This window comes from Hymenobacter ruricola, assembly GCF_015694525.1.
In the GTDB taxonomy this organism is placed as follows: domain Bacteria; phylum Bacteroidota; class Bacteroidia; order Cytophagales; family Hymenobacteraceae; genus Hymenobacter; species Hymenobacter ruricola.
This window is the reverse complement of sequence record NZ_JADQDM010000007.1, coordinates 253,489-277,154: the sequence shown is the minus strand read 5'-3', so window position 1 is coordinate 277,154 and position 23,666 is coordinate 253,489. Positions and strand designations below refer to the sequence as shown.

Here is a 23,666-nt window from a genome sequence, read left to right as displayed (position 1 = left end):
TAAATTTCTACCCGCCCCATGCTCCTCAAACGCATCAAAGCCCAGCACTTCAAAACCTACCAAAACCTGGACCTGGACTTAACCGTGCCCGACGACCGGCCCATCATCCTCATCGGTGGGGCCAACGGCGGCGGCAAAACCACCCTGTTTGAGGCTATCTACGGCGGGCTGTACGGCCTGAAAATCAAGACTGCCCGCGACTTTGAGCAGCAGCTCAATGCCAGCGTCACCGACCGTGAGAAAACCCACATTGTGCTGGAGTTGCACTTCGCGGGCAAGGTGCTCCAGCAGGAGCAGCAGTACGTGCTCAAGCGCACCTACATGCTCAACCCCAGCCGCCAGCCGGTCGAGTCGGTTTCGCTGAACATGGACGGCACTATATTCACCTACGGCACCGCCATGGCCCCTAAGGACCGGGTCCGGGCCGAAGCCGAGGTCAACAAAATCATCAAAGCCAATCTGCCCCAGGAGCTTAGCCGCTACTTCCTGTTCGATGCCATGGAGTCGGGTAACCTGCTCAAGCAGGACCAGCTCAACCGCGTTATCAAGGATAACATCGAGAACGTGATGGGCTTCCAGAAGTACAACCAGCTGGCGCACGGGGCCGAGCTGCTGATGCAGCAACACACCGCCAACAGGTTGGAACTGGACAAGGAGAAGGACGAATACAAGCGCCTGACTACTGACAAGCTGACGCTGGAAGAAAAAATCAGCAAGCTCGACGACCGTCTGCTGCAAAACCGCCGCTACTCCGTCGAGCACCAGGAAACCTACCAGCAGCTGCAAAGCGGCCTCAACGCCGAGGAAACCCTCAACCAGAAAATTAAAACCATTCAGGGGCAGATGGCCAGCACGCTTGAACGCCAGCGCACCTACCGCGAGGGCGTGGAAAGCTTCGTGCGCAGCCTCGAAACCCATGTGGGTTTGCCACAGCTGCACCAAGCTTTTCGGGCCGAAATTGCCCTGGTCGTGCAGAGCCAACAGCAGCAGGACGACCAGCGCGGCCAGCAACTCGGCCCCGAGTTGCTTGACCGACTCGTGACGCAGGTACTGGCCTACCTGCAAGAGCAGCGCGCCTTGACCGAAGCCGCGCCCAATACCAGCGCCATTCTGCGCCATTTGCAAACCGCTCAGCCAACTCCATCCGCGCCCAATCCCTACGCCTTTCTCGACCCGGCCGAGGTGCGGGCCCTCACCACGCTGCTGCATTCCAGCTTTGCCAATCCGTTCCCGCCCCTGGCGGCCCAGCAGCCCGAGTTGCAGGAGGCGCTGGCGACGCTCAACCGCCAAGAAAGTCAGATTGAGGAATTCAAGGCCCAGATTTCCGGGCACGATTACACCGTGCTCAAGGCCTATGAGCAGAACGAAGCCGATATCAAGCACCAGGAGGGTGAGTTGAAAGAGTTGCGCGAAGCCCTGAAGCGCCTAGTCGACCGCATTCACCAATTCGATATTCAGGTCGAAAACGAGCCCGACCCCCGCTTCGATGCGCTGCAAAAGCTCCAGCCTTTCTTCCGCGAAGTAGCCAACACGCTGCTGCGCACCAAGAAAAAGCAGATTGAGTCCCAGATGCTGGCCGACCTCAACATGAACCTGGTAGCCTACGCCGGCGTGATTGAGCGCGTGGAGCTGTCGGAAGAGCTGCGCGACCTCACGTTCCGACTCTACCACACCGCCGGCAACGAAATCTACCTCGACCAACTCAACACGGCCTCGAAGCAAGTGGTGGTGCAGTGTCTGCTCAAAGCCCTGCACGAGTTCGGCGACTACGACCCGCCCGTGATGATTGACACCGTGATGGGCGTGCTCGACGAAAGCAGCCGGGCTACCATGCTCGAAAGCTATTTCCCCCGCGTGTCGCACCAAACCATTCTGCTCAGCTCCGACAGCGAAATCCGCTTGGGCGAAGACCTCAAGCGCATCCAGCCCTTCCTGGCCCGCACCTATACCCTGGCCCGCGACAAGCAAAACCAGTGCACCGACGTGCAGCCGGGCTACTTCGGTCAGTTCCCGGTGCTCGACTAACGCCTTTTTCTGCTATCCCGATGACGCAACCCGTTACCTCCGCGCCCATTCGCTTTCAGGCCATTCGGCAGGCCGAAGAAGTGAGCACGGCCACCGCCGCCCTGCGCACCCAACTGGAAGAGCGCCTGAACCTGCCTGATTACCGGGGCGATGCCAAGCCCGTGGTCGTCACGCTGAACCTGGTGCAGCGCCTGGCCCTGATGGCCAGCCTGAGCCAGCCCGGCCCCCGCAGTCTCGACGCGGTGAACCTGCCGCGCCTGCCCGGTCTGTTTCACGACACGGTTTTTTCCCGGGGCGACCACCAGGCGCTGTTTTCGGCCCTGCTGAAGCTGCGTTACCCCGCCGCGACTGATTGGGAAACTCCCGCCGTGCGCGACCGCCTCATCAACTACGAAATGCTGTGCGGCCTTGAATACCTGAGCCAACCCAGCCACCTGGATGCCTGGCTGCTGAATACTGCCACCGGCCTGCGCGCCGATGCTGCTGGCCAGGTGCCCGCCGTGAACCTGCACGTTGGCTCCTACGAGGGCGACATGCCGGCCACGCTGGCCCTGAACAGCACCGATGTTACGAATACCCAGATTCTGATTGCCGGCAGCACCGGCTCGGGCAAGAGCAACCTGTTGGCGGTATTGCTCCAGCAGCTGCGCGGGGCCACCGTCGAAACGGCTTTTCCCATCAACTTTCTGCTGTTCGATTACAAAGGCGAATTCTCCGACCCCGCCAATGCCGCCTGGCTCGACCAGTTCGAGGTAACCGATGAATGCCTGCTCGACCCCGTGCAGCACCCGTTGCCCTTCTCGCCCTTCAAAAACTTCGAGGGCAAACCCCAGAATGCCATCAACCTCTACGCTACCGAGCTAAGTGAAGCCTTTAAGGCCCTGGACCGCGCCAGCATCAGCGCCAACATGGCCAACAACCTCACCCAGGCCGTCATCACCGCCTACAAGCACACGGCCGGGCTACCCATCTCATTTCCCCTCATCGAGAAATACTACGCCGCCCAGCTGCCGCCCAAAGATGCCGCCAAAATCGATTCGGTGCGCTCCATTCTCCAGCAGCTCATCCGCAGCAAGCTTTTCCGCGATATCGACGACGTCGACCTCATCCACCGCAGCTTCATCGTCAAGATGGACGGCTTTCCGAAAGACGGGGCCGTGGCCAAGGCCATTGTATACTTCACCATTTCCAAGCTCAATAACCTCTACGAGGAACTACCCAAGCAGCGCGTGAGTGGGGGAGTAGTCGAGCTTCGCCACTTCACTATCATTGATGAGGCCCACTATATGCTCGACTTCGACAACCGCCCCCTGCGCAATCTCATTGCCGTAGGTCGTAACAAAGGATTGAGCATCATTCTGGCCACCCAGAACATGGAGAGCTTTAAGAGCGAGTATTTCGACTTCTACGCCAATGCCCAATACCCGCTGCTAATGAAGCAGCAGACCATCAATGACAAGATTGTAAAAGACTTGTTCGGGGTAGCATCCGGCAGCGAATTCAACGAAATCAAGCAGGCTATTTCCGATTTGAGTAAGGGCGAGCTACTCATTAAGAATGCCACGGCCGCCGCCCTGGGCATGGGCAAGAAGTACAAGAAAATCAAAGTCACGCACTTGATTTAGCAATGCGCTGGCTATGTCCGATTTAGCATTTTTGGTGCTTGAAAGCCCTTGGGAAGAGCCAACCAAGGGCAGCCGCCGCCTGACTGCGCGTCCTTTCTTCGAAGGTTTGGAGAAGATTCATCCCACCGTAGCCGTCTATTACGCCACCTTTTACGACGCATCCAGCCTGCGGGCCGCGCTGGATGACTTGCTGCAAGCCCGGGAAGCGCGGCAGGTAATTTACATTGGCTCGCACGGCAGTCGCGGGCGGGTGGGCGACATTCGCCAGGACGTTTTCCGTCGGCTACTCCTTGACAGAAAAGATAGCCTGAAACGCGTAGAAGGTCTTATTGTCAGTGCCTGCGATGTATTCTCTTCAAAGGAAAATGAGTTATTGAGCCTGTTAGAACAAACGGGCTTTCGGTGGGCCATGGGGTATAGCTGCACCATCGGCTGGTTTGATAGCATGATGCTTAAACTAGGAGGTGTTAACAGTGGTTGTTAATTTCGAGTATGGAACTGATGCTAACCGATGCCCAATGGGCGCGTCTGGCACCGTTGCTGCCGGGCCGGGAAGGCACGAGCGGCGGGCGCGGGCGCGACAACCGCCAATTTGTGGAAGCCGTGCTCTGGCTGGCGCGCAACGGGGCCCGGTGGCGGGCCCTGCCGAAAGAGCGGGGCAATTGGCACACGACGTACACGCGCTTCCAGCGCTGGGCGGCTTCGGGCGTGTGGCAACGCGTCTTCGAGGCCGTGCAGGACGAGGCCGCCCTGCACACGCTGCTGGTCGATTCGACCACCGCGCGGGCGCACCAGCACGCAAGCGGGGCGCGCAAAAAAACGGCCCGCAAGCCCTCGGACGCAGCCGCGGCGGGCTGACCACCAAGCTGCACGTGGCCGCCGATGCCCGCGGGCGGTTGCGCCGCTGCCGCCTCACGGCCGGCCAGCGCCACGACGCGCCGCAGGCGCTGCCGCTGCTCGAAGGACTGGCCCCGGCGTACCTGGTGGCCGACCGCGGCTACGATTCCGACCCGCTGGTGGCCGCCCTGGCCGCTCGCGGCGCCCAAGCCGTGAGTCCGCCCCGGCGCAAGCGCCGCCACCCGCGGGCCTACGATGCGGCCCGCTACGCCCAACGCCACCCCGTCGAACGCCTGTTCAGCCGTCTCAAGCCGTTTCGCCGCGTGGCCACGCGCTATGACAAGTCGGATGCCCATTTTTTAGCCTTCGTTCACTTGGCAGCAACCGTTCTCTGGCTGCGTGACTGTTAACAATTCCTAGTCCAGGTCGGCATCAGGGGCCAGCATGACCCCACCCGAATTGGCCGGCAGATTGACAAACACCGCCGCCGGAGCGCCGCCCAGGCTGGCAGAAGCCACCAGGTTTAATGCCGCTGCTGTTCCGGCCAGCCGGTAGCCGTCGATGAGGTCCGTGCGCAGGCTCATGGCAGTGCCGTAGAGCGTATTGATGCGCCCGATGTGGTCAGCCGCCGTTTCGCCTTGCGCCAGTACCGTTACCAGTCGCGCCACCAGAAAACGGGCCTGCCGGTCGGCTTTGGCCCGCGCGGCCAGAGCTTTCTTCATGCGCCGCTTGTATTGCAGCTGATAGCCAGTGAGTGCCATGGAAAAGGAGAGGAGTGAGGAAAGAAAAAACGGCCAGCCGGTAATGGCTGGCCGTTGCGTCATGCAGCAGTGGCTTAGGCCACGTACTCAATGGCCAACGGGTTCGTGCTGTTGTTGTTCAGCGGGTAGAACTTGCCATTGATTTGCTGATAGAAGTTGATGCCCACCACGCCCACCACTAGGTGCGCGTCCACCGGCGCGGCCGGGAAGGTGGCCACCACCGCCTGATTCACCAGCGGCGCGCTGGTCAGGGGCAGGATGCCCAACGGCGCGGCCACCACGCCGTTAGTGTAAGTCAGCGCCTCCATGTCCAAGTCCGACACCGCAAACACCACTTCAAAGTGGGTAGCACCCTGCGGAGCCGCAATGTCGCTTGCCGGGTTCAACGCCGGAATGCTCATCGTCACGTTCGACCCATTGCCAGCCACCTCATACTGGAAGTACATGGTTTGGCTGATGCCGGCTCCCGCGTTGAAGTTGAAGCCGAGCAGCGGGGCCAAGTTCGAGGCGTCGAACACGCGCTGGCCCCGGTCATTGGTGTCGTCGAGCCCGATGATGGCGCGCATCTTCTGCGTCAGGCGCGAGGTCACGCGGCTATCGCTGGCCGAGGCAATGGCCACCCGCAGCGAGTCGCGCAGCAGCTTGCTGTACTTGGCAGCCAGGCCAAATTCGGCCGCGTTTTCGCGGGTACGGGCCATGCTGGCCGAGCCGGCGAAAGCCGCTTTGTTGGAGGCCGGTTTCTGGCTCACCGAGCCGTCTTTGCGGAACACCAGGCCACCCACGGTGCCCTGAAGTCCCAAAATACCTGTTTGAGAAGCCATAAGAATTACAGAAAAAAGGTGAGAAAAGAGCTTCGGCCGATTGCGCTTACTCGGCGCTGCTACCAGGGACGGCCCACCCAGTAGCGCCGCTTATTTAGTCATGAAGTGAGGCGTCGCAACGGGCTGATATACCACCGCTTATGTGCGCCTCTTGCAAGTTAATTTACTGTTCAGGCCCCGAACCTACGGCCCGATTTCAGCCGTTGTATTTCCTTTAGCCCCATTGGCCCCAATTGCCCCCATTATGCCCCAGGTTTGCATCTATCCGAAGGACGCGGCCCAGCTCACCGGCACTCAGTACGGCACCGGCAAGCGGCTGCTCCAACGCATTCGCACCGCGCTGCACAAGCCCGCCCGGGCCTACGTCTCCGTGGCCGAGTTTTGCCAGTTTACCGGCTTGCCGGAAGCCGAAGTCAACGCCGCACTAAACAGCGCCCCAGCACTACCCCGCCAACGCCCGGCATAGCGCATAACTTTCCCCACCTCCGCCCATGGTTCAAGCATGGACGGAGTATAGAGAAAGCCTACACGCTGTATGCCGGTGGCCTACGCCGCCGCGTTGCTTCGGCTCACTTTCAGGCCACCGCCTTGCTCCGCTTCCGGCACCACTGCGCACACTTCTTCCGAGCGCACCGCCGACTTATCCGTCGGTCCGGTGCCAGCCCCTTCCCAAATCCGGCGCATGGTCTGGTGCTGCAGGTCTTCCACCACCTTGGCGTAAATCATGGTGGTTTGAATCTTAGAGTGCCCCAGCACCTTCTGCAGCACTTCCACGGGCATCCCGCGCAGCAGGCTCTGCGTGGCAAACGTGTGCCGGGCCGTGTGCATCGTCACCAGCTCCCACTTCGGCAGCGGCCGCTTCATCACCCGCCCGCCAATGGTTTCCACCACTTCTACCAGGGCTTCCACGCCTGCCAGCCGGCTGATGCGCTTCAAGTAACGGTTCATCACTTGGTTGGCCGTCGAGGGCAACAGCTTCTCCCGCGTCCCGGCGTACTTATCCAGTAGCGCGGCCGCCGGTGGCGTCAGATAGATGCTCACGCCCGTGCGCGTCTTGGTCTGCGTCAGCCGCAGAACGCGCCCGCCGTCCCATTCCTTCACGTTGCCTTCGTGCAGCGCCGCCAGGTCCGAATACCGCAGCCCCGTGTAGCAGCAGAACAAAAAGGCATCCCGCACGGCCACCAGGCTGGCCGGCAGCAAGGCCTTCTCCAACTGCCCGAGCTCGGCCGCCGTCAGCCATACCTTTTCCACGTCTTCCCATTCCACTTTCAGCTTGGCCGGTTCCACCGCCAGCTTCTGCCCCCGGTCGTCCCGCGCCCACGCCAGGAAAGGCTTGAGCTGTTTCACTACCCCGGCCACCGTATTCTGGGCCGACCCGCGCACATCGCGCAGGTGCCCCTGCAAGGCGTCGTGCATTCCCGCGTCATAGTTGGCAGTCGTCAGCCGCTCGGGCAGCGTTTCTCCAAATTCGAGTAGCGTGTTGTGCGCCGTTTTGTAGCCCTTCAGGGTGTGAAACCGGAAGCCCCGCGCCCGCAGCACCTCAATGTATTCCCCGAATAGGTCCGCCATCAGCGGCGCCGGTGGTAGGTCCGCCTCAGCCACTTTAGGCTTGAGCGCTTCCTTCAGTAGGGCAGGAGTAACCACCTTGCCCGCAGTGCGCAGCTCCCGGTTGGCCTTCGTAATGTCGGCGCCCAGCGCATCCAGCCGGTCATTGGCTTCCTGAAAACCGGCAAAAGATTTCCGGAACTTGCCTTTATCCTCGTTCCACTCGGAGGCGGTGCACCGTTCCCCGGTGCTCATGCGCAAGCGTTGTCCGTCAAAAGCAGCCCGTACATAAACAAGGCAGCGGCCCGCGGCGTCGGGCTGGTCAGTACGCCGTTCAAACGTAATGGTCATGGCAGTGGCGATTAGTGGCGAATACAGTGGCGCGCTTAGTGGCGTTTTTCCAGTAGTAAGTTGGTGTATCTCGCGTAGCAGACCGAAACGCAAGAACCCCCGAAAAGTGCCTTCACGACGTGAGAGACGGCTTTTCGGGGGTTCCCGTAGCAATGTAATGTACCCGGAGCCGGGGTAGCGTCCAGCCTCAAAAACGAAACGCTAACCTATTGATTGACTTCGAGTAACGCAATTATAAACTTTGGGCCTTAAAAGACAGGTGGCGTAGCAGGGCGCATAACCACCTGAACTGCCTTTTCCAGCCAGCGGCAGGTGAGAAGCTACCGCAGCTTCAACTGCTCCTCCGGCCGCGTTATTATCCGGTCCATCATTTCCATCAACCGGCCGCGCATGTCGGAGGAGTCCCGGGCCATTACTTCTAGTAGGCCCGCCACCCGCTCGAAAGCTTCTTCCTTGTTGGCCGGTACCCGGGTGGTCAGAATGCCTCGCACTTCCCAGATTTCCCAGATGGAGTCACGGGGAATAACATAGGGCGAGAAGTATGAATTGTCCGACAGCAGCTCCACTTCCTGGTCGCCGTTCTGAATCGGTTTGGGAATGCGCTTCACCATCAGCGTGTCGTCGGTCACCACCACGTAAACGTGGCGCGGCTTCACGAATCGCCAGTCGTCCACGCACCGTGCAATCACCACGTCGCTGGTCCATAGGGTCGGCTCCATGCTGGAGCCTTCCACCTCAAAGGCCCGGTGCGACTTGCCCGAAAACTGCGGCAGGGCCAGCAGGTCCAGGCCCATCTCAGTCAGTACCTGCGGCTTGTCCCGCGACAGTTGGTAGCCCGCCTGCGCCGGCGTTGGTACCAGCATAATGCCTTCTTGGCCGGCCATGTCCAGCGTAACGACCGCCGGAGAGTGCAATCCCCCATAGCGTTGCCCTACTGCCGCCTCAGCGGCTGATTTAGCTTTCGCGGGCGTCGGTTTGGCATCGGTGGGAATCTCCAGCATTTCGCCCTTCCCCAGCAGCAGCCAGCCAGGGTTCACTTCCGGATAGTTTTCCAGCACTTCCACCAGCGTGTCGAAGCCGGGTTTGAACTTATGTCCAATAAAGTTGTAAAGTTTCGTTGGTCGGTCATGTCCAAGTTTCTTTGCCGCCCCGTAAACAGAGTCGCCATAGTGCTCAATTATAGCGGATAACCGGTCGCCAATCTGCTTTTCCTGTTCCATTTTGTTTTACTTGGATGTTAAAACTTATTTGGTAGTTCAAACTTGTTGGCGTAAAATTGCCATGCCTCGGAAACAAAGTTAAACAATCGGCAAACAAAATGGAACACATAGCAAAGAAAATTTCAGAACAGCGCCACCTGTTTGGTAAGCGCAGCAACTACACCGCCCGCATCATTGCCAATTTAGAGGCTAAGGGTAAGGTGTTTACCCGCCAGCAGGTGTACAATGTCGTTTCCGGACGCTACTTCAACATGGATGTGGCCGAGGCCTTTTTTGAGGAGCTGGAAGCTGAAAAAAAGCGCCGTGCCGACCTCGAAACTCTTGCCAACGCCATTCAAACCCCTGCCTAAGTCATGCAAGTAGTCCTGCTAGTCCCCGAACAGGAGTGGCGGCAGCTGCTGGCCGACGTGCAGCGCCTCAAAGCCACCGAGGCCGACGCCGCCTGCCCCGCCTCAGCTCCGCCACCCCCGCCCGACCGCATCCATACCGTGCGTGAGGCGGCCCACTACATGCGCCTCAAACCCGAGGGCGTCCGCAACGCCCGCCGCGCTGGCCGGCTGGCCGGACTGCGCCTCAACGAAAAGGAGTGGGGCTTCCGCCAGTCGGAGCTCGACCGCTACCTGTCCCGCTACAACCGCCGGCCGCTCGACGGCCCCGAGCCCACGGCATCACCGGCCTTGAAAGCCGCCGCTTAATTCCTGCCCTCATGTCCCAGCTACTTCCCCTCGTCGGCCCCACGCGCCCCGACGACCACGAGGTTACGGCCTCTATCATCACCATCCAGAAGGCCAGAGTCAAGGACCAGCACCTGGCCTGCGAATTCACCGAACAGCGCACCCAGGACGCCCCGCCCCGCGCCTTCGCCCTCACCTGCGCCGAGCAAATCCACCCCGACCTGGCCCACGTCCTCAGCCGCCTGGTGCCGCACCTGTGCCTGCTCACCGAGCAGTTGACCGAAACGCCCGACTTCTGGCCCGATGTTGCCGAAGAGTTACCTGCCCGCTTCGAGCCCTTCACCGTCACCGGCTTCTCCATGGGGAAAGGGCAGGGCGGCGTTACGCTCGTGGGCCAGCGCACCCTGACGGGCAATAAGGTGCTCAACCTGACCAGCCCCTACGTCAGCTTCGCCGGTGAAACCGACGTTGCCTACCCGTACGCGCCCCTGCTCGAAACCGAATTAGCCGAAGCCTTGGTCGAAGTCGAAGCCGCCCTACGCGGCAAATGCACTGAGTACCGCCAGCTCGACCTGTTCGAGCAGGCCGGGGATACTAATGTCCTTTTGGTATCCACGTCCCCGCAGGCATGAAGCTCCCGGCTATCCAATTCTACCCCGGCGACTGGCACAAGGACCAGGGCGTCCAGGCCCTCGACCTCGCGCAGCGCGGGGCCTGGTTCGAACTGCTGTTGATGATGCATGACAGCGACGAGCGCGGCGTGCTCCTCGTCAACGGCCAGCCCATGCCCGACGCCGTCATCGCCCGCCGCCTGGGTTTGGATAACCAAAGTGCCAACCAAATCCTAACCACCCTGCTCGACTACGGCGTAGCCAGCCGCCGCGAGTCTGATGGCGCGCTTTACTGCCGACGCATGGTGAAAGACGAAAACCTGCGTCAGGTCCGCACCGCCGCTGGCAAAAAGGGTGGAAATCCGCTTTTGCTTAACCAAAGTGCCAACCAACCCCCCAAGCAAATTCCAACCACCGGGGTTAAGCAAAATTCAACCCCTTCATTTTCATCTTCAACTTCAATTACATCTTCAAAAGAAGAGAGGGGAGCGGCTAACGCCGCCGTGCCCGCCCGCTCCTCGAAAAAGTCAGCTGCCAAGCCGGCCAATGTCCCGAAGAAAGGGGCCCCGCTCCCCACGCTGGCTGAAGTGCAGGCTTACGCCGCCGAGCAGCACCCCAACAGCGCCGACGCCCAAACCGAAGCCGCCGCCTTCTGCGACCACTACGAAAGCAATGGCTGGCGCGTGAGCGGCAAAACCCCCATGGCCAACTGGCGCGCCGCCTTCCGCAACTGGATGCGCCGCCGCGCCCAGTTCCAGGCCGCCGGCCAGTCCCCGGCCCCGAGCCGGGCCCGCACCGCCCCCAAACCCACCGACCCCACCCGCTGGAGCTAACCAATTCCAATCCTCATGAACCCACGTCCCAATACCTCCGCTCCCCGCCAAATTCAACTCCCTCCGCAGGTGCTCGACCTCGAAGCCGCCGTACTCGGCGCGGCACTGCTCGAAGCCGACGCCCAGCGCACGATGCTGGCCACCCTTACTAACGAGGAGATTTTCTACTGCACCGCCCACCAGCAGATTTACCTGGCCATCCGCGATTTGGTGCAGGTTGGCGACCATGCCGACATCCTCACCGTCACCCAACAGCTGCGCCACCGCGGCACGCTGGCCCGCACCGGCGGTCCGGCCTTTGTGGCCGGCCTCACCAACAAAATCAATTCCGCCGCCCACCTCGAAACCCACTGTCGCGCCCTGCAGGAACAGCACGCTCGCCGCGTCATTATCAAGGCCGGCACCGAAATGGCCGCCTACGGCTATGACGATACCCGCGACCCCCTGCAGCTGCTGGCCGACGCCCAAACCCACCTCACCACCCTGCACCGCAGCCTCGAAACCCGCCCCGGCCAGACCGCCGCCGCCGCCGAGGAAGCCACTTTCGCCCACCTCGCCCAGGCCGTGGGCCAACACGGGCTCACCGGCGTCCCCACCGGCCTGGCCCAGCTCGACGGCCTCACCGGCGGCTGGCAGCCCTCCGACCTCATCATCCTGGCCGCCCGCCCCGCGATGGGCAAAACGGCGGCCATGCTGCACTTCGCCCGCACCGCTGCCCTCGACCACGGCCAGCACACCGCCATATTTAGTCTCGAAATGCCCATCCTGCAGCTCATGCAGCGCCTAGTGGCCAGCGAAGTCCCCGGCTACTCCAACTCCGACCTCCGCCGGGGCAACCTGCCCGGCGGCCTCGAGCAAGTGGCCCACATTCGCCAGCAGGCCCAGCGCCTGCGCACCCATGGCCACACCTTGCACCTCGACGACACGCCCGGTCTCACCATCCAGCAGCTGCGCGCCAAATGCACCCGCCTACACGCCCAGCACCCGCTGCGTTTAGTATTGGTCGACTACATCCAATTCATGCGCGGCGACACCAAAGGCAACCGCGAGCAGGAAGTCGGTAGCATTAGCCGAGGCCTCAAAGAGCTGGCCAAGGAACTAAACGCCCCCGTCATCGCCCTCAGCCAGCTCAGCCGCGACGTGGAGAAAAGGGGAGGGGAGAAGCGCCCGCTGCTGAGCGACCTACGCGAGTCCGGCAGCCTGGAGCAGGACGCTGACTGCATCGTTTTCCTCTGGCGCGGTGAATACTACAACATCGCCGAATATGAAGATGGCACCGCCACCGCTGACACGGTTCTATTCGACGTGGCCAAGCATCGCAATGGCGCTACCGACGAGGTCGTAGCCGCCTGCAACCTCCGCCGCGGTACTTTTCAGGACCTGACGGCAATACCCGTTGGCTTCTAAATGTACCTGCGAAGGCAGTAAAAATTCCGATACCAGTTCCGGAATTCAACACACGCTGAGTCAATAATTTACTACGTGATTTTAGGAAGTGATTCCGATAACTATTCCCGTCATCTGTCATGCCTGCCCCCATCGTCATCAGTTGCTTCGACCTCACCACTACGCTCGTGCAGCCGTGGGCCGACGCTGGTTACCTCTGTTACTGCGTCGACCTGCAGCACCCGCCCGGCGAAACCCGCGAGGGCAACATCATCCGCGTCGGCATCGACGTGCGCGAGTGGCTGCCGCCATACGGCCCTGTGGCCTTCGCCGCCTTCTTTCCGCCCTGCACCGATACTGCCATTTCCGGCCGCGCCCACTTCCGCCGCAAGGGCCTGAGCAGTGTCATCAAAGCCCTGCAGCTGTTCGAATGGTCCGCCCGCCTCGCCGCCTGGTGCCAGTGCCCCTACTTCATCGAGAACCCGGTGAGCACCGTCAGCACTTATTGGCGGCCCCCGGATTTTCGTTTTGACCCCTGCGACTACGCCGGCTACCTGCCTCCCGAGTGCCAGCTCAGCGAAGCCTACACCAAGCGCACCTGCTTTTGGACCGGCGGCGGCTTTCGGTTGCCCGAACCCAAGGCCGTGGTGCCCATCCTAGGCTCTAAAATGCACAACCTGCCCGATTCAAAGAACCGTGCCAACCTGCGTTCAGTCACCCCCGCCGGCTTTTCCCATGCCGTGTTCGAAGCTAATAGCCCCAAGCTGGAGACAACCTGAAAATGCTGATATCTGTGATGAGGTCAGTTTCTGCTAAGGCAATGAACTGCGAGAGGTTCAGACTGCATCAAAAGGTAAAACATTGTTTAATAGATAGTTTGTAAAGGAATGCGAGCGGTGACAGCTGCCAGACAAGGCAGATGTATTACTTTGGTTCGCCGTTCATCCATCACCGCCTGAAAGGCTCCTTATCCTACCAAAAATGAAGTCTTTTTTTAACACTAAACTCGGAAAGCTATATCTCAGCGAATCCGAAAGCTTGCTACGTGGCAGTGTAGGCAAAAAGTTAAAGGGCAAAGTGAATCTTATAATGACTTCACCGCCTTTTCCACTAAATCAGAAGAAGAGTTACGGCAACAAAAACGGCGATACATACAAAGATTGGTTTGTTAGCTTGGCTCCCGTATTCGCTGACCTATTAGCTCCAGACGGCTCTATTGTCATTGAAATAGGAAATGCTTGGGAATCTGAGCGGCCAGTTCAGTCGCTGCTACCCCTGCGGTGTCTACTCGATTTTGCCGAGCACCCTGATGCTGGCCTACGCCTCTGCCAAGAATCAGTCTGCTACAACCCCGCTCGCTTACCATCCCCCGCACAGTGGGTTACTATCAACCGGGTCCGCATGACGGATTCTTACACTCACGTTTGGTGGCTTGCTAAATCCGACAATCCCAAGGCTGATAACCGCCGCGCCCTGCGTCCCTACAGCGCCAGTATGGAGCGGCTGTTAAAACGCCAGTCCTACAACGCTGGTAAACGTCCATCAGAGCATGTTCTAAGCGAAACCAGCTTTCTGACTGACCACGGCGGGTCTATTGCCCAAAATCTGTTTGAAGTAGAACCTATTCATCCCGGTGATGAGCCCCGCTTACCCAATGCATTTCGCATTGCTAACACCCGCTCATCCGATGCCTTCTCTCAGGCATGCCGCCGCGAAGGGATTATACCACATCCAGCCCGGATGCCAGAAGGGCTAGTGTCATTCTATACCGAGCTTTTAACTGAGCCCGGTGATTTAATACTAGACCCCTTCGCGGGCAGTTGTACCACCGGTTCCGTCGCCGAGCGGTTGGGTCGCCGTTGGATAGGTATTGAAATCCAAGAAAGCTACGCCCAACAAGCGAAACTGCGATTTGAAGATACCCTTGCTTCTGCAAAAAAAACAACCACTAAATAATTCTACCTCCTTCCATTTTCCACATGACCACAGGGTTTACTTCTATCATTGCCAAATTGGCCAACATCGATTTATTCGAGCAAGACCAAACTACTCAAATGCCAAAAACAGGCGTTTTTGTCGGCAACCCATTTTACATTGACTATGATAAAGCCCGGTTGCTGGTAGCCGATGCTTGGAAAATGAAAGCCGGTGGTCTGCCCCAGGGCTCGTTCCTTCTGGCCTACTATGCTAACGCCAATGAAACTGACGTTCGCGAAGCCATCTTATTGCGTGTCCTTGGCCCTACTTCGCTTCCTACCGATTCAGATGTGGTGGCCTCGATGGTAGAGTTCTATAAAGAAGGGCTTTCCTCTGAGGGCCGCAAGGTTAATGTAGACGAGTTTACTCGCTACGAATTTTCGTTTTCTGGTATTGAGTGCCGTGTTCTCGGAACATTCTACGCTGACCAAAAAGCAGAAACCTGCTTTGGTGCTGACGTTGAAAATTTCATGAGTGCCCACCACTATAAAGTCATCAAGCCCAATGCGAAAGTATTGGAGAAGATTGTCAATTTTCGCAAGGGCGAGATTACCGGAGCCGCAACCGATATTGAGTTAGGCCACGTCCGCTACAGCTCAACTAGACGTTTCCAAGAAGCAGCCCTCAATGTGCCTGTTTACGTGACCCCAAAAGACTTTTTGGGAAAACGAACTGCCATGTTTGGCATGACGCGGACTGGCAAATCGAACACGGTAAAAGTTATGGTTGATGCAGCTGTGGGCATGAGTGGCTTAGCTACATCCATACTGCCAGCACGCCTCGCCGCCGGCACAACTGGTGATGGAGATTACTCTGATGCTGACCCTTTCACACTAGGAAAACCGAAGTATCCAGTTGGCCAGATAATTTTTGACATCAACGGTGAATATGCCAACCCCAACCTGCAGGACCAAGGGACTGCTGTTTTCGAGATTTTTAAAGACTTGACGGTTCGTTATAGCACTATTGAGAAAGGGCCGAGCTTCAAGGTGATGAAAGTCAATTTCTACAGAGAAGTAGAGGCAGGGTTTGGACTTATTCGTGAACATTTACGAACTCAGGGTAACTATATTGATAGCTTTCGGGCTGTAGACTTTACACCGCCTGTAAATAACGGAGATAAAGGATTGTATTTTTCTGCTAAAACCCGTTATGACCGCAAGGTTGCAGCTTATCGGTGTTGCTTATTCCGAGCAGGTTTTACCTTTCCCACTGGTGGGAAAATTAAGTTTGTTGGGCACGAAAAACTTAATCACGCTTTCGACCCAAAAGACGGAATCGGCGCCGAAGAAGCATGCCAATGGTTCGAATGGGTATGGGATAATTATGAAAAAAACGAATATTTAAAAAAGTATCTGAACGACGAAGGTCAGGAGTGGGCCGATGAAGACCTGAAAGCTCTGCTGACAATGCTTACGAAGAAGAAGCGTCCTGGTAAGGCAGTTGACAATGATGGGTTTATTCAGCTTCGCCCACTGAGTAGATTACACACGGCTGCCAGTGGGCAGCCCTTTGAGCAAGATGTTCTAAATGCGCTACGTAGTGGTAAAATCGTGATTGTGGACCTTTCGCAGGGTGACGAAGTAACACAACGTTTATACTCTGAACGACTTTGCCGTCGCATCTTCGATGATGCCATGGACCGCTTCACTAGCAACGAGCCCAACAACTTCATTCAGTTCTATTTCGAAGAAGCACATAACCTGTTTCCAAAAAAGGACGACAAAGACCTAGCGCAGATTTACAACCGCCTTGCCAAGGAAGGAGCGAAGCTTAATCTTGGAATGACATACGCTACCCAAGAAGTGTCATCGATTAGCTCAAATATCCTTAAAAACACCCAAAATTGGTTCATTGCACACCTCAACAACGAGGATGAAACCCGCGAGCTGCGTAAATATTACGATTTCGGTGATTTCACTGAGGGACTTGTCCGGTTCAGCGCCAGTAGCGACCAAGGCTTCGTACGAATGAAAACCTATTCCAATCCTTTCGTGGTACCAGTACAGGTAAAACTGTTTGGCAAAAAAGCCGAAGCATCCGCAACTGCTTTGCAGCCAGATGAGACCTCTGATACGCCCCCATCTGTCGACGATAACCAGACTCCAGCTGTCTAATGAGTTATTCTGCCGGCCGCCGCCCAATGGAAGGTGCTTCTAAGACCTCCCATCGTCATGTAATACAAGACGAAACTGTCAAGGATTACCTAAACAAAGTTGCACCTCGTGTCAAGCCTGGCGACATTGATATGTCCCAGCATACCCTGGTGGACTACCATGAGTGCTTAGAGAATCCAGTCAAAAGCTTCATGGCTTTCGACGGCGGGTATCAAGAAATCGTTGTTGAGCCAGGGCACCCATCGGCTGCCCTTTGTTTCTTTCAATTCGGTGCGCTCTACTTCCGGCGCGACGACTTATATACTTTGAAGACAACGCCATTCATCGACCCCGATGATATGGCGCGGCTCCGTCAAATGGAACGTTTGAAATTGGTCTTGCCCTTGCGAAACTATGTATTAGCTGCTGAGACTAGTATTACACACTCTATTCGCCGCACATTACAACTCTTCTTCGCGGCGCCCCGCGAAGGCGACGCAAAGACTATGCTTGACACGCTCCATTGGTTCGTGTTTCGGCAATACATGCCAGTTGCTCAGCAGCATTCCACTTACACTCTATCTCAGTGTCCACATTGCCAGGAGCGTGTTGACTTGGTCGCTTCCCAACTTCACCCCACCACGTTTGCAATGCCTTGTCCACTTTGTGGGGAGGAGTTGCTACTTATTGATGTATTACGATTGCACGAAGCTATTGATGATGAGCTTGGGGCTGGCCAGATAATGGGATACGTCACCACAGCAGTTGAACAACTGGTTCTAGTGCATTTTATCCGCATTATCCTCACCAATAGTCCATCGCTACTTAAAGAGATATTCTTTTTCAAAGACGGTCCACTCGGATTCTTCGGTCAGACAGCAAATATGCACAAGCCAATGCTTGATTTGGTTTCGTTCGTGCAGACGCAACACCATTCCTTGTTCTTGGTAGGACTTGAAAAAAGCGGCGCGTTTGTCGAACATGCCAAGGAGATTTCGGGCTTATTGAAACCAGGCCAAGTATTGCTGTTGGACAATGACTACATCTATAAGTACGTCACCCCTGGCAAAGCAAACAACACTCAGCCCTACGCATACACTTCGTACTATGGCCAGAAACTAATATTCAAGACGCCGGAAGAAGCAGTTTATGTAGTGACTGTACCTGTACCTGCCTTGGCCATCAAGCCAGTAGCTAGCTCAATCAAAGACCTTCAGATTCTTCTCACCAACGTAGCCAAACTGCGCTGTGATATGTATGATAATGCCATCATGCCGATTGCGCTGGCCAACAAACTAGTTTCGCTTTCAAACCGTCCTAGTGCTGGTATTTTACAAAAATTTGCCCAAGCAAGAGCCACAAAATAATAGTTGTTCAAATCCGCATCATAATTCTATCTGTCTTGTATGCCATTTAAATTCAATACAATAACTGAAGAAGACATACTTAAATCCCCAGGTGGATTAAATATGCTCAGTGCTATTAAATATAATGGCCCTCGCCATATGCTAGTTACTGGCCCCCCAGGTAGTGGTAAAACCACAGTAACATTGATGCGCGCTACACGCCAGTTGCTTAAAGAAAAGACAGTACGCTTACTAACGTATCAACATTTACTGCGATATAGTCTCATCAGCATCGCCGACCCAATACTGAAAGACCATATTCATACTATCTATGGTTGGCTTTATCACACATTTGAAATCAATTCCGAAGCCCATACTAAAGCTGAAATGGAAGCCCTTATGAAAAAATCAGGGTTGAAAGTTGATGAGATTCTTGTAGACGAAGGCCAAGACTTGCCAAAAACAATATTTGAAGCATTACCCACAATTGCTTCAAGGATAGCTGTTGGTGCGGACAGTGGCCAAATGTTCTATGAAAAAGGAACGAGGAGCGAAGTAATAGGCGAAATTTTGGAAGCTCATCTTGACCTGATGCCAATTCCGCTCCAATTTAATTATCGTAATTTTTTTGAGACTTATGATTTCGCGAGACAGTTCATGCCGCCAGATGCTCGTTCAACGGTTCTGCTTGAACATATGCCAAAAGGTAAAGGTGGAGCTGACCAGCGGCCAATAGTAATTCAAACAATCAATGATGAAAATACTCTTGAACGCATTATTGACTTAATGCTTGATAATGAATTTGTCAATGTTGCTGTTTTGTTTTACTATCCACATGAAGTAGATATCTGGCATCGCCGCATTCGTGACCGCTTAGCTCAAGATAGACCAGACCTATATATAAGCAAATTCCACAGTGATATGAGCGTTTATCAACGTGACCAAGAAGCTGAGAAAATGCAGAACTTTGTGGTAACTACTTACAAGTATATTAAGGGGTTAGAGTTTCAAGTTGTCATAATGCCTAGTATGCAGTATGCAATGAGTAAACCAAAAATTGAAACACCTCAACATTATTATGTTGCTTGTACTCGTGCTACTCAAAAGCTTTTTTTATTATATTCTACACCTGATAAGCCGTTATGGATGAAGGGATTTCGTCCAGAAACTTACGTTCACCAAGTTTATCGGCCTCTTTAAATTCTTTAGTAATTCCCGCCATGCCTGATTCATCATACGCACCATTTTCGGGCCCAAATCCCTTACAGCCAGAGTTAATTGCTTTGTGCCAAGAGCGCAATATTGATGCTTTTGATAAGAGGGGGAGACAACTGTCTAATTCAACTTTACAATCACGAATCAAAAAACACGAGATTGATAAATTTAATCGAGTGTCTGAGAAATCAGCTGAATTATTCCCCTTGTCTACTGTAGATGAGGAAAAGTTGCCTACAATACTTACAGATGATGATTCTGATGAAATAAAAGCATATGAACAAGAGAAGGAGATACCTCCACTGATGCCAACTGCCGATACAGTTTCAAGCGAACCAAGTGAAGTTACTGTTTCTGCAAGCGAGCATCGTGATTTGTCAAGTCCATCTACCGTAGACCCAGAAGACCATGGGCTTGCGGAACGTGATGATACGCTGACTTCGGGTGGACTTTTGGATTATATCACTGGCAATTTTGCCTTGGATAAACAAGAAAATCCAAATGATGCGCCACCAGTATATACTGGTCCATTCTATTTGCAGATGCAAGCGGTTAATTTAGGAACTTATTTGAGCCGTGGTGCGATATACCCGCTTGATTTAGAACCAGACCAAGAATATATATCCGTTAGGCCCGTTGATTTCCTGACTCAACATCGCAGCTATTTACCACTACTCACCGGGCACTTGACTGACTTCTCTGAGAAAGAAGCGCTTGTAGAGCTTTTACTACGGCCAAACGAAATAGAGCATCTACAAACTGTTGGTTCTGTCTATCGTTTTGGCGAAATTATACCTGTCTCTAGAATTAGGAGGGTACTATTTATTTCGACTGATGCTATTGACGAATTTCGTGTGAATGCGGAGCAGTTTAAAAATTATTTCTTCCCCAAATCCTTGGTTGGTGTCATAGGGGAAGACATCCCAAGTGTAAAAGTTGAATTTTTTGGTCCATCAGATTCTTCTGATTTAGACCCAATTGTATCACATCAGCTACGGCAATTTGACCGTCAGCTTGGAATGTTCGGTTATCTTAAACACGCCCCTTTATTACGGGCGAATACTGAACAATCTGTACAAGACTTTCCAGCCGAACTGCTTATTGGATTGCATGAGATTAATGCAGCCATTGCTGCCGAAGAAGGTAATGCTTGGGTGATGAACACGCTCCTGCGGAGGGGCCCACAAAAAGCAACTTCAGCAGGACAAAAGCTATTTGCTGCTATTGTGCAAGCTATTTACCAAGATGAAACGGCTTCTTATGAATGGGGCATTCGGCTATTGCAACAAGTAGAGTCTCAGTGTCGGCAACAGTCTGAAATTCCTCGTGACCTTCCCCAATTAAAGGTTGCGCAAGAGCAATTGGGTTACTTGCAGCAAGGGCAAGGCAATTTTTCAAAGGCATTGACTGCAATAGCCAGTAGCGACGGTATCAAACGCGACATACCGCCATTGCCATTCACAGCGTTAGTTTTACTATGCAATAAGCCAGGGCGTGCCCGTAGCTCTGAGGATAAACAGGCTGTTTTAATCAATCTTGCTCAGTATACAAACCGCGGTCTATTCAATGCTCCTATGCTGCTTGACCAGCTTTTAGCAGTACTAGGGCTATACTACGGCTATGCTCAATTCACTCGCCAAGACCCAAACTTAAAAATTGAGTCGCCTGAATTAGATAAAGCAGCCCAGCCGTTACATCGCTTGCGCTTTGATATAGCCCTAACCTCTGACCGTATAATTATCGAATCTGTTTTTCGATATTGCGTTGAGGGCCAACCAATCAATGATGCGCTAGCGTATCTGCGACCAAGCGAAACGAATGTTTCAGACCAAGTAGTTTTTCCGCAGCGTGCATTTCGCTTAGGAAAATCAACTGTAAGAGCAAATACAACTTATAATCAGCCTTCGAAAACAATCCGTGACCAGAAGCCTTCTGTATCTCGATTCCGTGATGCGGAAATAATTGACAATCAGTATCAACAGACAAATAGTGCAACGAGCCCAGCAGTTCTTGAGGAAATTATTCTTAAAATGACACGTTGGTTTTCTCCTGCGCACTTTGAGCAACAGCTTTTGTCTGGTTTTACTCCTGCAGAGCAAGAAGCGTTACGACTGCTGATACAATCTAGAAAAGCGCGGTAGAAACACTAAGTCATGAAACTAGTTGATTTCGTCCCGCTTTTTCAAGCTTGTACCACCCCTGATAAGTTAGATTCTGTCTTAGATAATTATGGTCAGGAATTAACAAAAGCCTTGTTTGCAGTAGATGTAGAGAATCCAGTAGGATTACTGGAAATCTCTCAATGTTTCTTCGCCTTCAAGCTGTGTCCTGCATTTGAGGAGTTAGAAAGTACAGAGCAGTTTCCTGCGGAGGTTACTCAAGCCCTGATTCTATTCGCTACTACATTTGAGCGAGCGGGTAGTTTTGCCTTGATAACGCCTATTAGAGCAATTCTACCGCCGAACGCATCTGTTAGCTTGCGCTTTCGTGCCCAAGAACTTATTCACGGATTGCTCGATATTCGTAGTGGCTATGCGACCATCTTCCCATTGGTCATGGACTTGCTACTCCAGGCTCAGTACGAAGAAGATGAAGATTATAGCTCATCCGTTGTTCAGGTCGCTTACAAATTCCTGAAAGAAGGGCGTAGCCAATTAAGGAAGTATAACTTTCTTACTGAGGAAATTGCCTTTACTGAACTGTTTTCACGTCCTAGTAATACTCATAGTTACCCTTTTCTAGCACATCCAGCCATTGAGTCATTGCTCATAGGCAAAGCATCTGGCTCTTTAACTATTGTTATCGAGCCAGATGATGTACCAACGCCCGTATTATTTCCAACAGAGGCGATACAGCGAATATTCCGCCAGTATATTACAATTCCAGTCGATACAGACCCTCGTACCCGTGGAAATGATTACCGTTTAGGGTACTCACACGCAGATATCCGTGAACGAATTCTGAACTACGGTCGGGCCGATTTTCGTGAGGCATGCCTTACCGTTAGGCCGGTTGCTCAGCCTGTTGACCGTGTGCTTTTATACTGCTTTTATAATCTGCGCAAACATTTTTTCACTACTCGCTATGTGTTCGGGCAGATTATTGATTCGCTGCCTGATATGCTGACGAATAAAGATGCACGTCCCGTTTTTGTTGACCTTGGCTGTGGACCGATGACTTCCGGTTTGGCCCTCGCCGACTTATACCAAGAAAGACATGGTCATCTGCTAACCGTAAACTATGTGGGTATTGATATAGCCCCAGCGATGATTGAAAAGGCCCAGGAGTTTGAACGTAGTGGCTTATTTGCTCCGAATAGCCAGTTCGCCTACTACGAGGCTTGGGCTGACGCCTTAGTTCCGATAATTGATGGCTTTGTACAGGTCACCAACCCGATTATCTTCAACGCTTCCTACCTTTTTGCCAGTGAGTCATTGAACGTCTCTGAGCTGGCTTTGTTTATCAATCAGCTGCGTGGTTTGTGCCCAGAGTCGAAAATGTACTTTGTCTTTCAGAATCCTAACCGTGCTGACCGAAATCAGAAATATGTGCAATGGAAAGAACAGGTTCGATTCACACGAAGTATAGTACAGTCAGTACGTGAGGTGCGTTATAAGAACAACCCAGCAAGCGTATATGAGCCAACCCCTGAAGAAGTAGCCTATGAACTTCTCGCTTTTCAACCCGACTGAGTGTGTTTTAACGCTCAACTCTGCAGAGCCAATCCCAGGTCTTCAGTATCTGTCCGATTATGTAGATTCTCGTCTTCAGGCCCGACTCCTTACGTGCATTGATGAGTCACCTTGGCAGGACGACCTCAAGCGCCGTGTCCAACATTACGGCTACCGCTACGATTACAAAAGCAGGCGTGTTGATAGGTCACAGTACCTTGGTCCCTTGCCTTCTTGGTGTGAATACTACGCCCAGCAGTTCTATGCAGCTGGATATTTTACTGATGCTCCTCCAGACCAGGTTATTGTTAACGAGTATGAGCCAGGTCAAGGTATTGCCCCCCATATTGACTGTACACCATGTTTTGATGATACAGTCGTTTCCATCAGTCTAGGTTCTGCTTGCATAATGAACCTGTCTCGTGCTGACGACTCAACTCAAACATTTGACCAAGTACTCATGCCAGGTAGTACACTTATCCTACAAGGAGAAGCACGTTTTAAATGGCGACATGGAATTCGCCCAGTTAAAGCAGATATTATCAAGGGACAACGTGTAGCACGCCAACGGCGGGTTTCATTAACATTCCGCAAAGTTCGCTTAACTTGATATAAAAACAATGTTTATAGTGGGTTGATAATCTGCGTATTTAGTACATTGGTTAGCTCTCT

22 protein-coding genes are annotated in these 23,666 nt (G+C 54.2%); 18 read left to right on the top strand and 4 right to left on the bottom strand.

Annotation, left to right across the window (positions count from 1 at the left end; translation table 11 throughout):
- The first annotated feature begins 18 nt into the window (after positions 1 to 18).
- The 4 genes from I2H31_RS15530 to I2H31_RS15515 all read left to right on the top strand — a co-directional run bounded on the left by I2H31_RS15530 (position 19) and on the right by I2H31_RS15515 (position 4,897).
- Positions 19 to 2,025: an AAA family ATPase gene (locus tag I2H31_RS15530; protein ID WP_196293953.1), complete on the top strand. Its 2,007-nt coding sequence runs from the start codon at positions 19 to 21 to the stop codon at positions 2,023 to 2,025.
- 20 nt (positions 2,026 to 2,045) lie between these two features.
- The gene (locus I2H31_RS15525) at positions 2,046 to 3,650 is read left to right on the top strand and encodes an ATP-binding protein (protein ID WP_196293952.1); all 1,605 of its coding nucleotides are present in this window, start codon (positions 2,046 to 2,048) and stop codon (positions 3,648 to 3,650) included.
- Between the two features lie 13 nt (positions 3,651 to 3,663).
- The gene (locus tag I2H31_RS15520) at positions 3,664 to 4,134 is read left to right on the top strand and encodes a hypothetical protein (RefSeq protein WP_196293951.1); all 471 of its coding nucleotides are present in this window, start codon (positions 3,664 to 3,666) and stop codon (positions 4,132 to 4,134) included.
- Positions 4,135 to 4,142: 8 nt separating this feature from the next.
- A protein-coding gene (locus I2H31_RS15515) for an IS5 family transposase (protein ID WP_230687827.1) occupies positions 4,143 to 4,897 on the top strand; the annotation gives its coding sequence in 2 pieces (ribosomal slippage) (positions 4,143 to 4,473 and positions 4,473 to 4,897; 756 coding nt in all).
- A gap of 6 nt (positions 4,898 to 4,903) precedes the next feature.
- Here I2H31_RS15515 and I2H31_RS15510 read toward each other — a convergent pair.
- Together I2H31_RS15510 and I2H31_RS15505 are read right to left on the bottom strand one after the other, a co-directional pair.
- Positions 4,904 to 5,248, bottom strand: coding sequence for a hypothetical protein (locus I2H31_RS15510; protein ID WP_196293950.1), 345 nt, complete (start codon positions 5,246 to 5,248; stop codon positions 4,904 to 4,906).
- Between the two features lie 74 nt (positions 5,249 to 5,322).
- Positions 5,323 to 6,069, bottom strand: coding sequence for a hypothetical protein (locus tag I2H31_RS15505; RefSeq protein WP_196293949.1), 747 nt, complete (start codon positions 6,067 to 6,069; stop codon positions 5,323 to 5,325).
- A 244-nt stretch (positions 6,070 to 6,313) separates the two neighbouring features.
- Here I2H31_RS15505 and I2H31_RS15500 point away from each other — a divergent pair, with 244 nt between their 5' ends.
- Positions 6,314 to 6,535, top strand: coding sequence for a hypothetical protein (locus I2H31_RS15500; RefSeq protein WP_196293948.1), 222 nt, complete (start codon positions 6,314 to 6,316; stop codon positions 6,533 to 6,535).
- A gap of 80 nt (positions 6,536 to 6,615) precedes the next feature.
- Here the strand turns inward: I2H31_RS15500 and I2H31_RS15495 are convergent, their stop codons facing one another.
- Both I2H31_RS15495 and I2H31_RS15490 read right to left on the bottom strand, forming a co-directional pair.
- On the bottom strand, positions 6,616 to 7,965 hold the full coding sequence (locus tag I2H31_RS15495) for a site-specific integrase (RefSeq protein ID WP_196293947.1): 1,350 nt from the start codon (positions 7,963 to 7,965) through the stop codon (positions 6,616 to 6,618).
- A 320-nt stretch (positions 7,966 to 8,285) separates the two neighbouring features.
- A complete protein-coding gene (locus I2H31_RS15490; RefSeq protein WP_196293946.1) occupies positions 8,286 to 9,185 on the bottom strand; it encodes a S24 family peptidase in 900 nt (299 codons plus the stop codon).
- Between the two features lie 98 nt (positions 9,186 to 9,283).
- Between I2H31_RS15490 and I2H31_RS15485 the strand changes: the two genes are divergently transcribed.
- The 13 genes from I2H31_RS15485 (at position 9,284) to I2H31_RS15425 (ending at position 23,604) form a co-directional block, all read left to right on the top strand.
- Positions 9,284 to 9,535: a hypothetical protein gene (locus I2H31_RS15485; RefSeq protein WP_196293945.1), complete on the top strand. Its 252-nt coding sequence runs from the start codon at positions 9,284 to 9,286 to the stop codon at positions 9,533 to 9,535.
- 3 nt (positions 9,536 to 9,538) lie between these two features.
- Entirely contained in the window at positions 9,539 to 9,880 is a 342-nt protein-coding gene (locus tag I2H31_RS15480) for a helix-turn-helix domain-containing protein (RefSeq protein ID WP_196293944.1), read from the top strand.
- A gap of 11 nt (positions 9,881 to 9,891) precedes the next feature.
- The gene (locus I2H31_RS15475; RefSeq protein WP_196293943.1) at positions 9,892 to 10,491 is read left to right on the top strand and encodes a hypothetical protein; all 600 of its coding nucleotides are present in this window, start codon (positions 9,892 to 9,894) and stop codon (positions 10,489 to 10,491) included.
- Positions 10,488 to 11,303: a hypothetical protein gene (locus I2H31_RS15470; RefSeq protein WP_196293942.1), complete on the top strand. Its 816-nt coding sequence runs from the start codon at positions 10,488 to 10,490 to the stop codon at positions 11,301 to 11,303. The genes I2H31_RS15475 and I2H31_RS15470 overlap by 4 nt, the downstream gene beginning before the upstream one ends.
- Before the next feature lie 15 nt (positions 11,304 to 11,318).
- On the top strand, positions 11,319 to 12,710 hold the full coding sequence (dnaB, locus tag I2H31_RS15465) for a replicative DNA helicase (RefSeq protein WP_196293941.1): 1,392 nt from the start codon (positions 11,319 to 11,321) through the stop codon (positions 12,708 to 12,710).
- A gap of 119 nt (positions 12,711 to 12,829) precedes the next feature.
- Positions 12,830 to 13,468 (top strand): hypothetical protein, encoded by a 639-nt coding sequence (locus I2H31_RS15460; protein WP_196293940.1) that lies wholly within the window; start codon positions 12,830 to 12,832, stop codon positions 13,466 to 13,468.
- Between the two features lie 202 nt (positions 13,469 to 13,670).
- Entirely contained in the window at positions 13,671 to 14,645 is a 975-nt protein-coding gene (locus I2H31_RS15455) for a DNA-methyltransferase (protein ID WP_196293939.1), read from the top strand.
- A 23-nt stretch (positions 14,646 to 14,668) separates the two neighbouring features.
- On the top strand, positions 14,669 to 16,783 hold the full coding sequence (locus I2H31_RS15450) for an ATP-binding protein (RefSeq protein WP_196293938.1): 2,115 nt from the start codon (positions 14,669 to 14,671) through the stop codon (positions 16,781 to 16,783).
- Complete coding sequence (locus I2H31_RS15445; protein WP_196293937.1) at positions 16,783 to 18,129, top strand: DNA double-strand break repair nuclease NurA; 1,347 nt, start codon at positions 16,783 to 16,785, stop codon at positions 18,127 to 18,129. The genes I2H31_RS15450 and I2H31_RS15445 overlap by 1 nt, the downstream gene beginning before the upstream one ends.
- A gap of 39 nt (positions 18,130 to 18,168) precedes the next feature.
- Positions 18,169 to 19,308, top strand: a complete 1,140-nt coding sequence (locus I2H31_RS15440) for an AAA family ATPase (RefSeq protein WP_196293936.1) — start codon at positions 18,169 to 18,171, stop codon at positions 19,306 to 19,308.
- A 20-nt stretch (positions 19,309 to 19,328) separates the two neighbouring features.
- Positions 19,329 to 21,464: a hypothetical protein gene (locus tag I2H31_RS15435; RefSeq protein ID WP_196293935.1), complete on the top strand. Its 2,136-nt coding sequence runs from the start codon at positions 19,329 to 19,331 to the stop codon at positions 21,462 to 21,464.
- 12 nt (positions 21,465 to 21,476) lie between these two features.
- Positions 21,477 to 23,015, top strand: a complete 1,539-nt coding sequence (locus tag I2H31_RS15430; protein WP_196293934.1) for a class I SAM-dependent methyltransferase — start codon at positions 21,477 to 21,479, stop codon at positions 23,013 to 23,015.
- A complete protein-coding gene (locus tag I2H31_RS15425) occupies positions 22,987 to 23,604 on the top strand; it encodes an alpha-ketoglutarate-dependent dioxygenase AlkB (RefSeq protein ID WP_196293933.1) in 618 nt (205 codons plus the stop codon). The genes I2H31_RS15430 and I2H31_RS15425 overlap by 29 nt, the downstream gene beginning before the upstream one ends.
- The last annotated feature ends 62 nt before the right edge of the window (positions 23,605 to 23,666 follow it).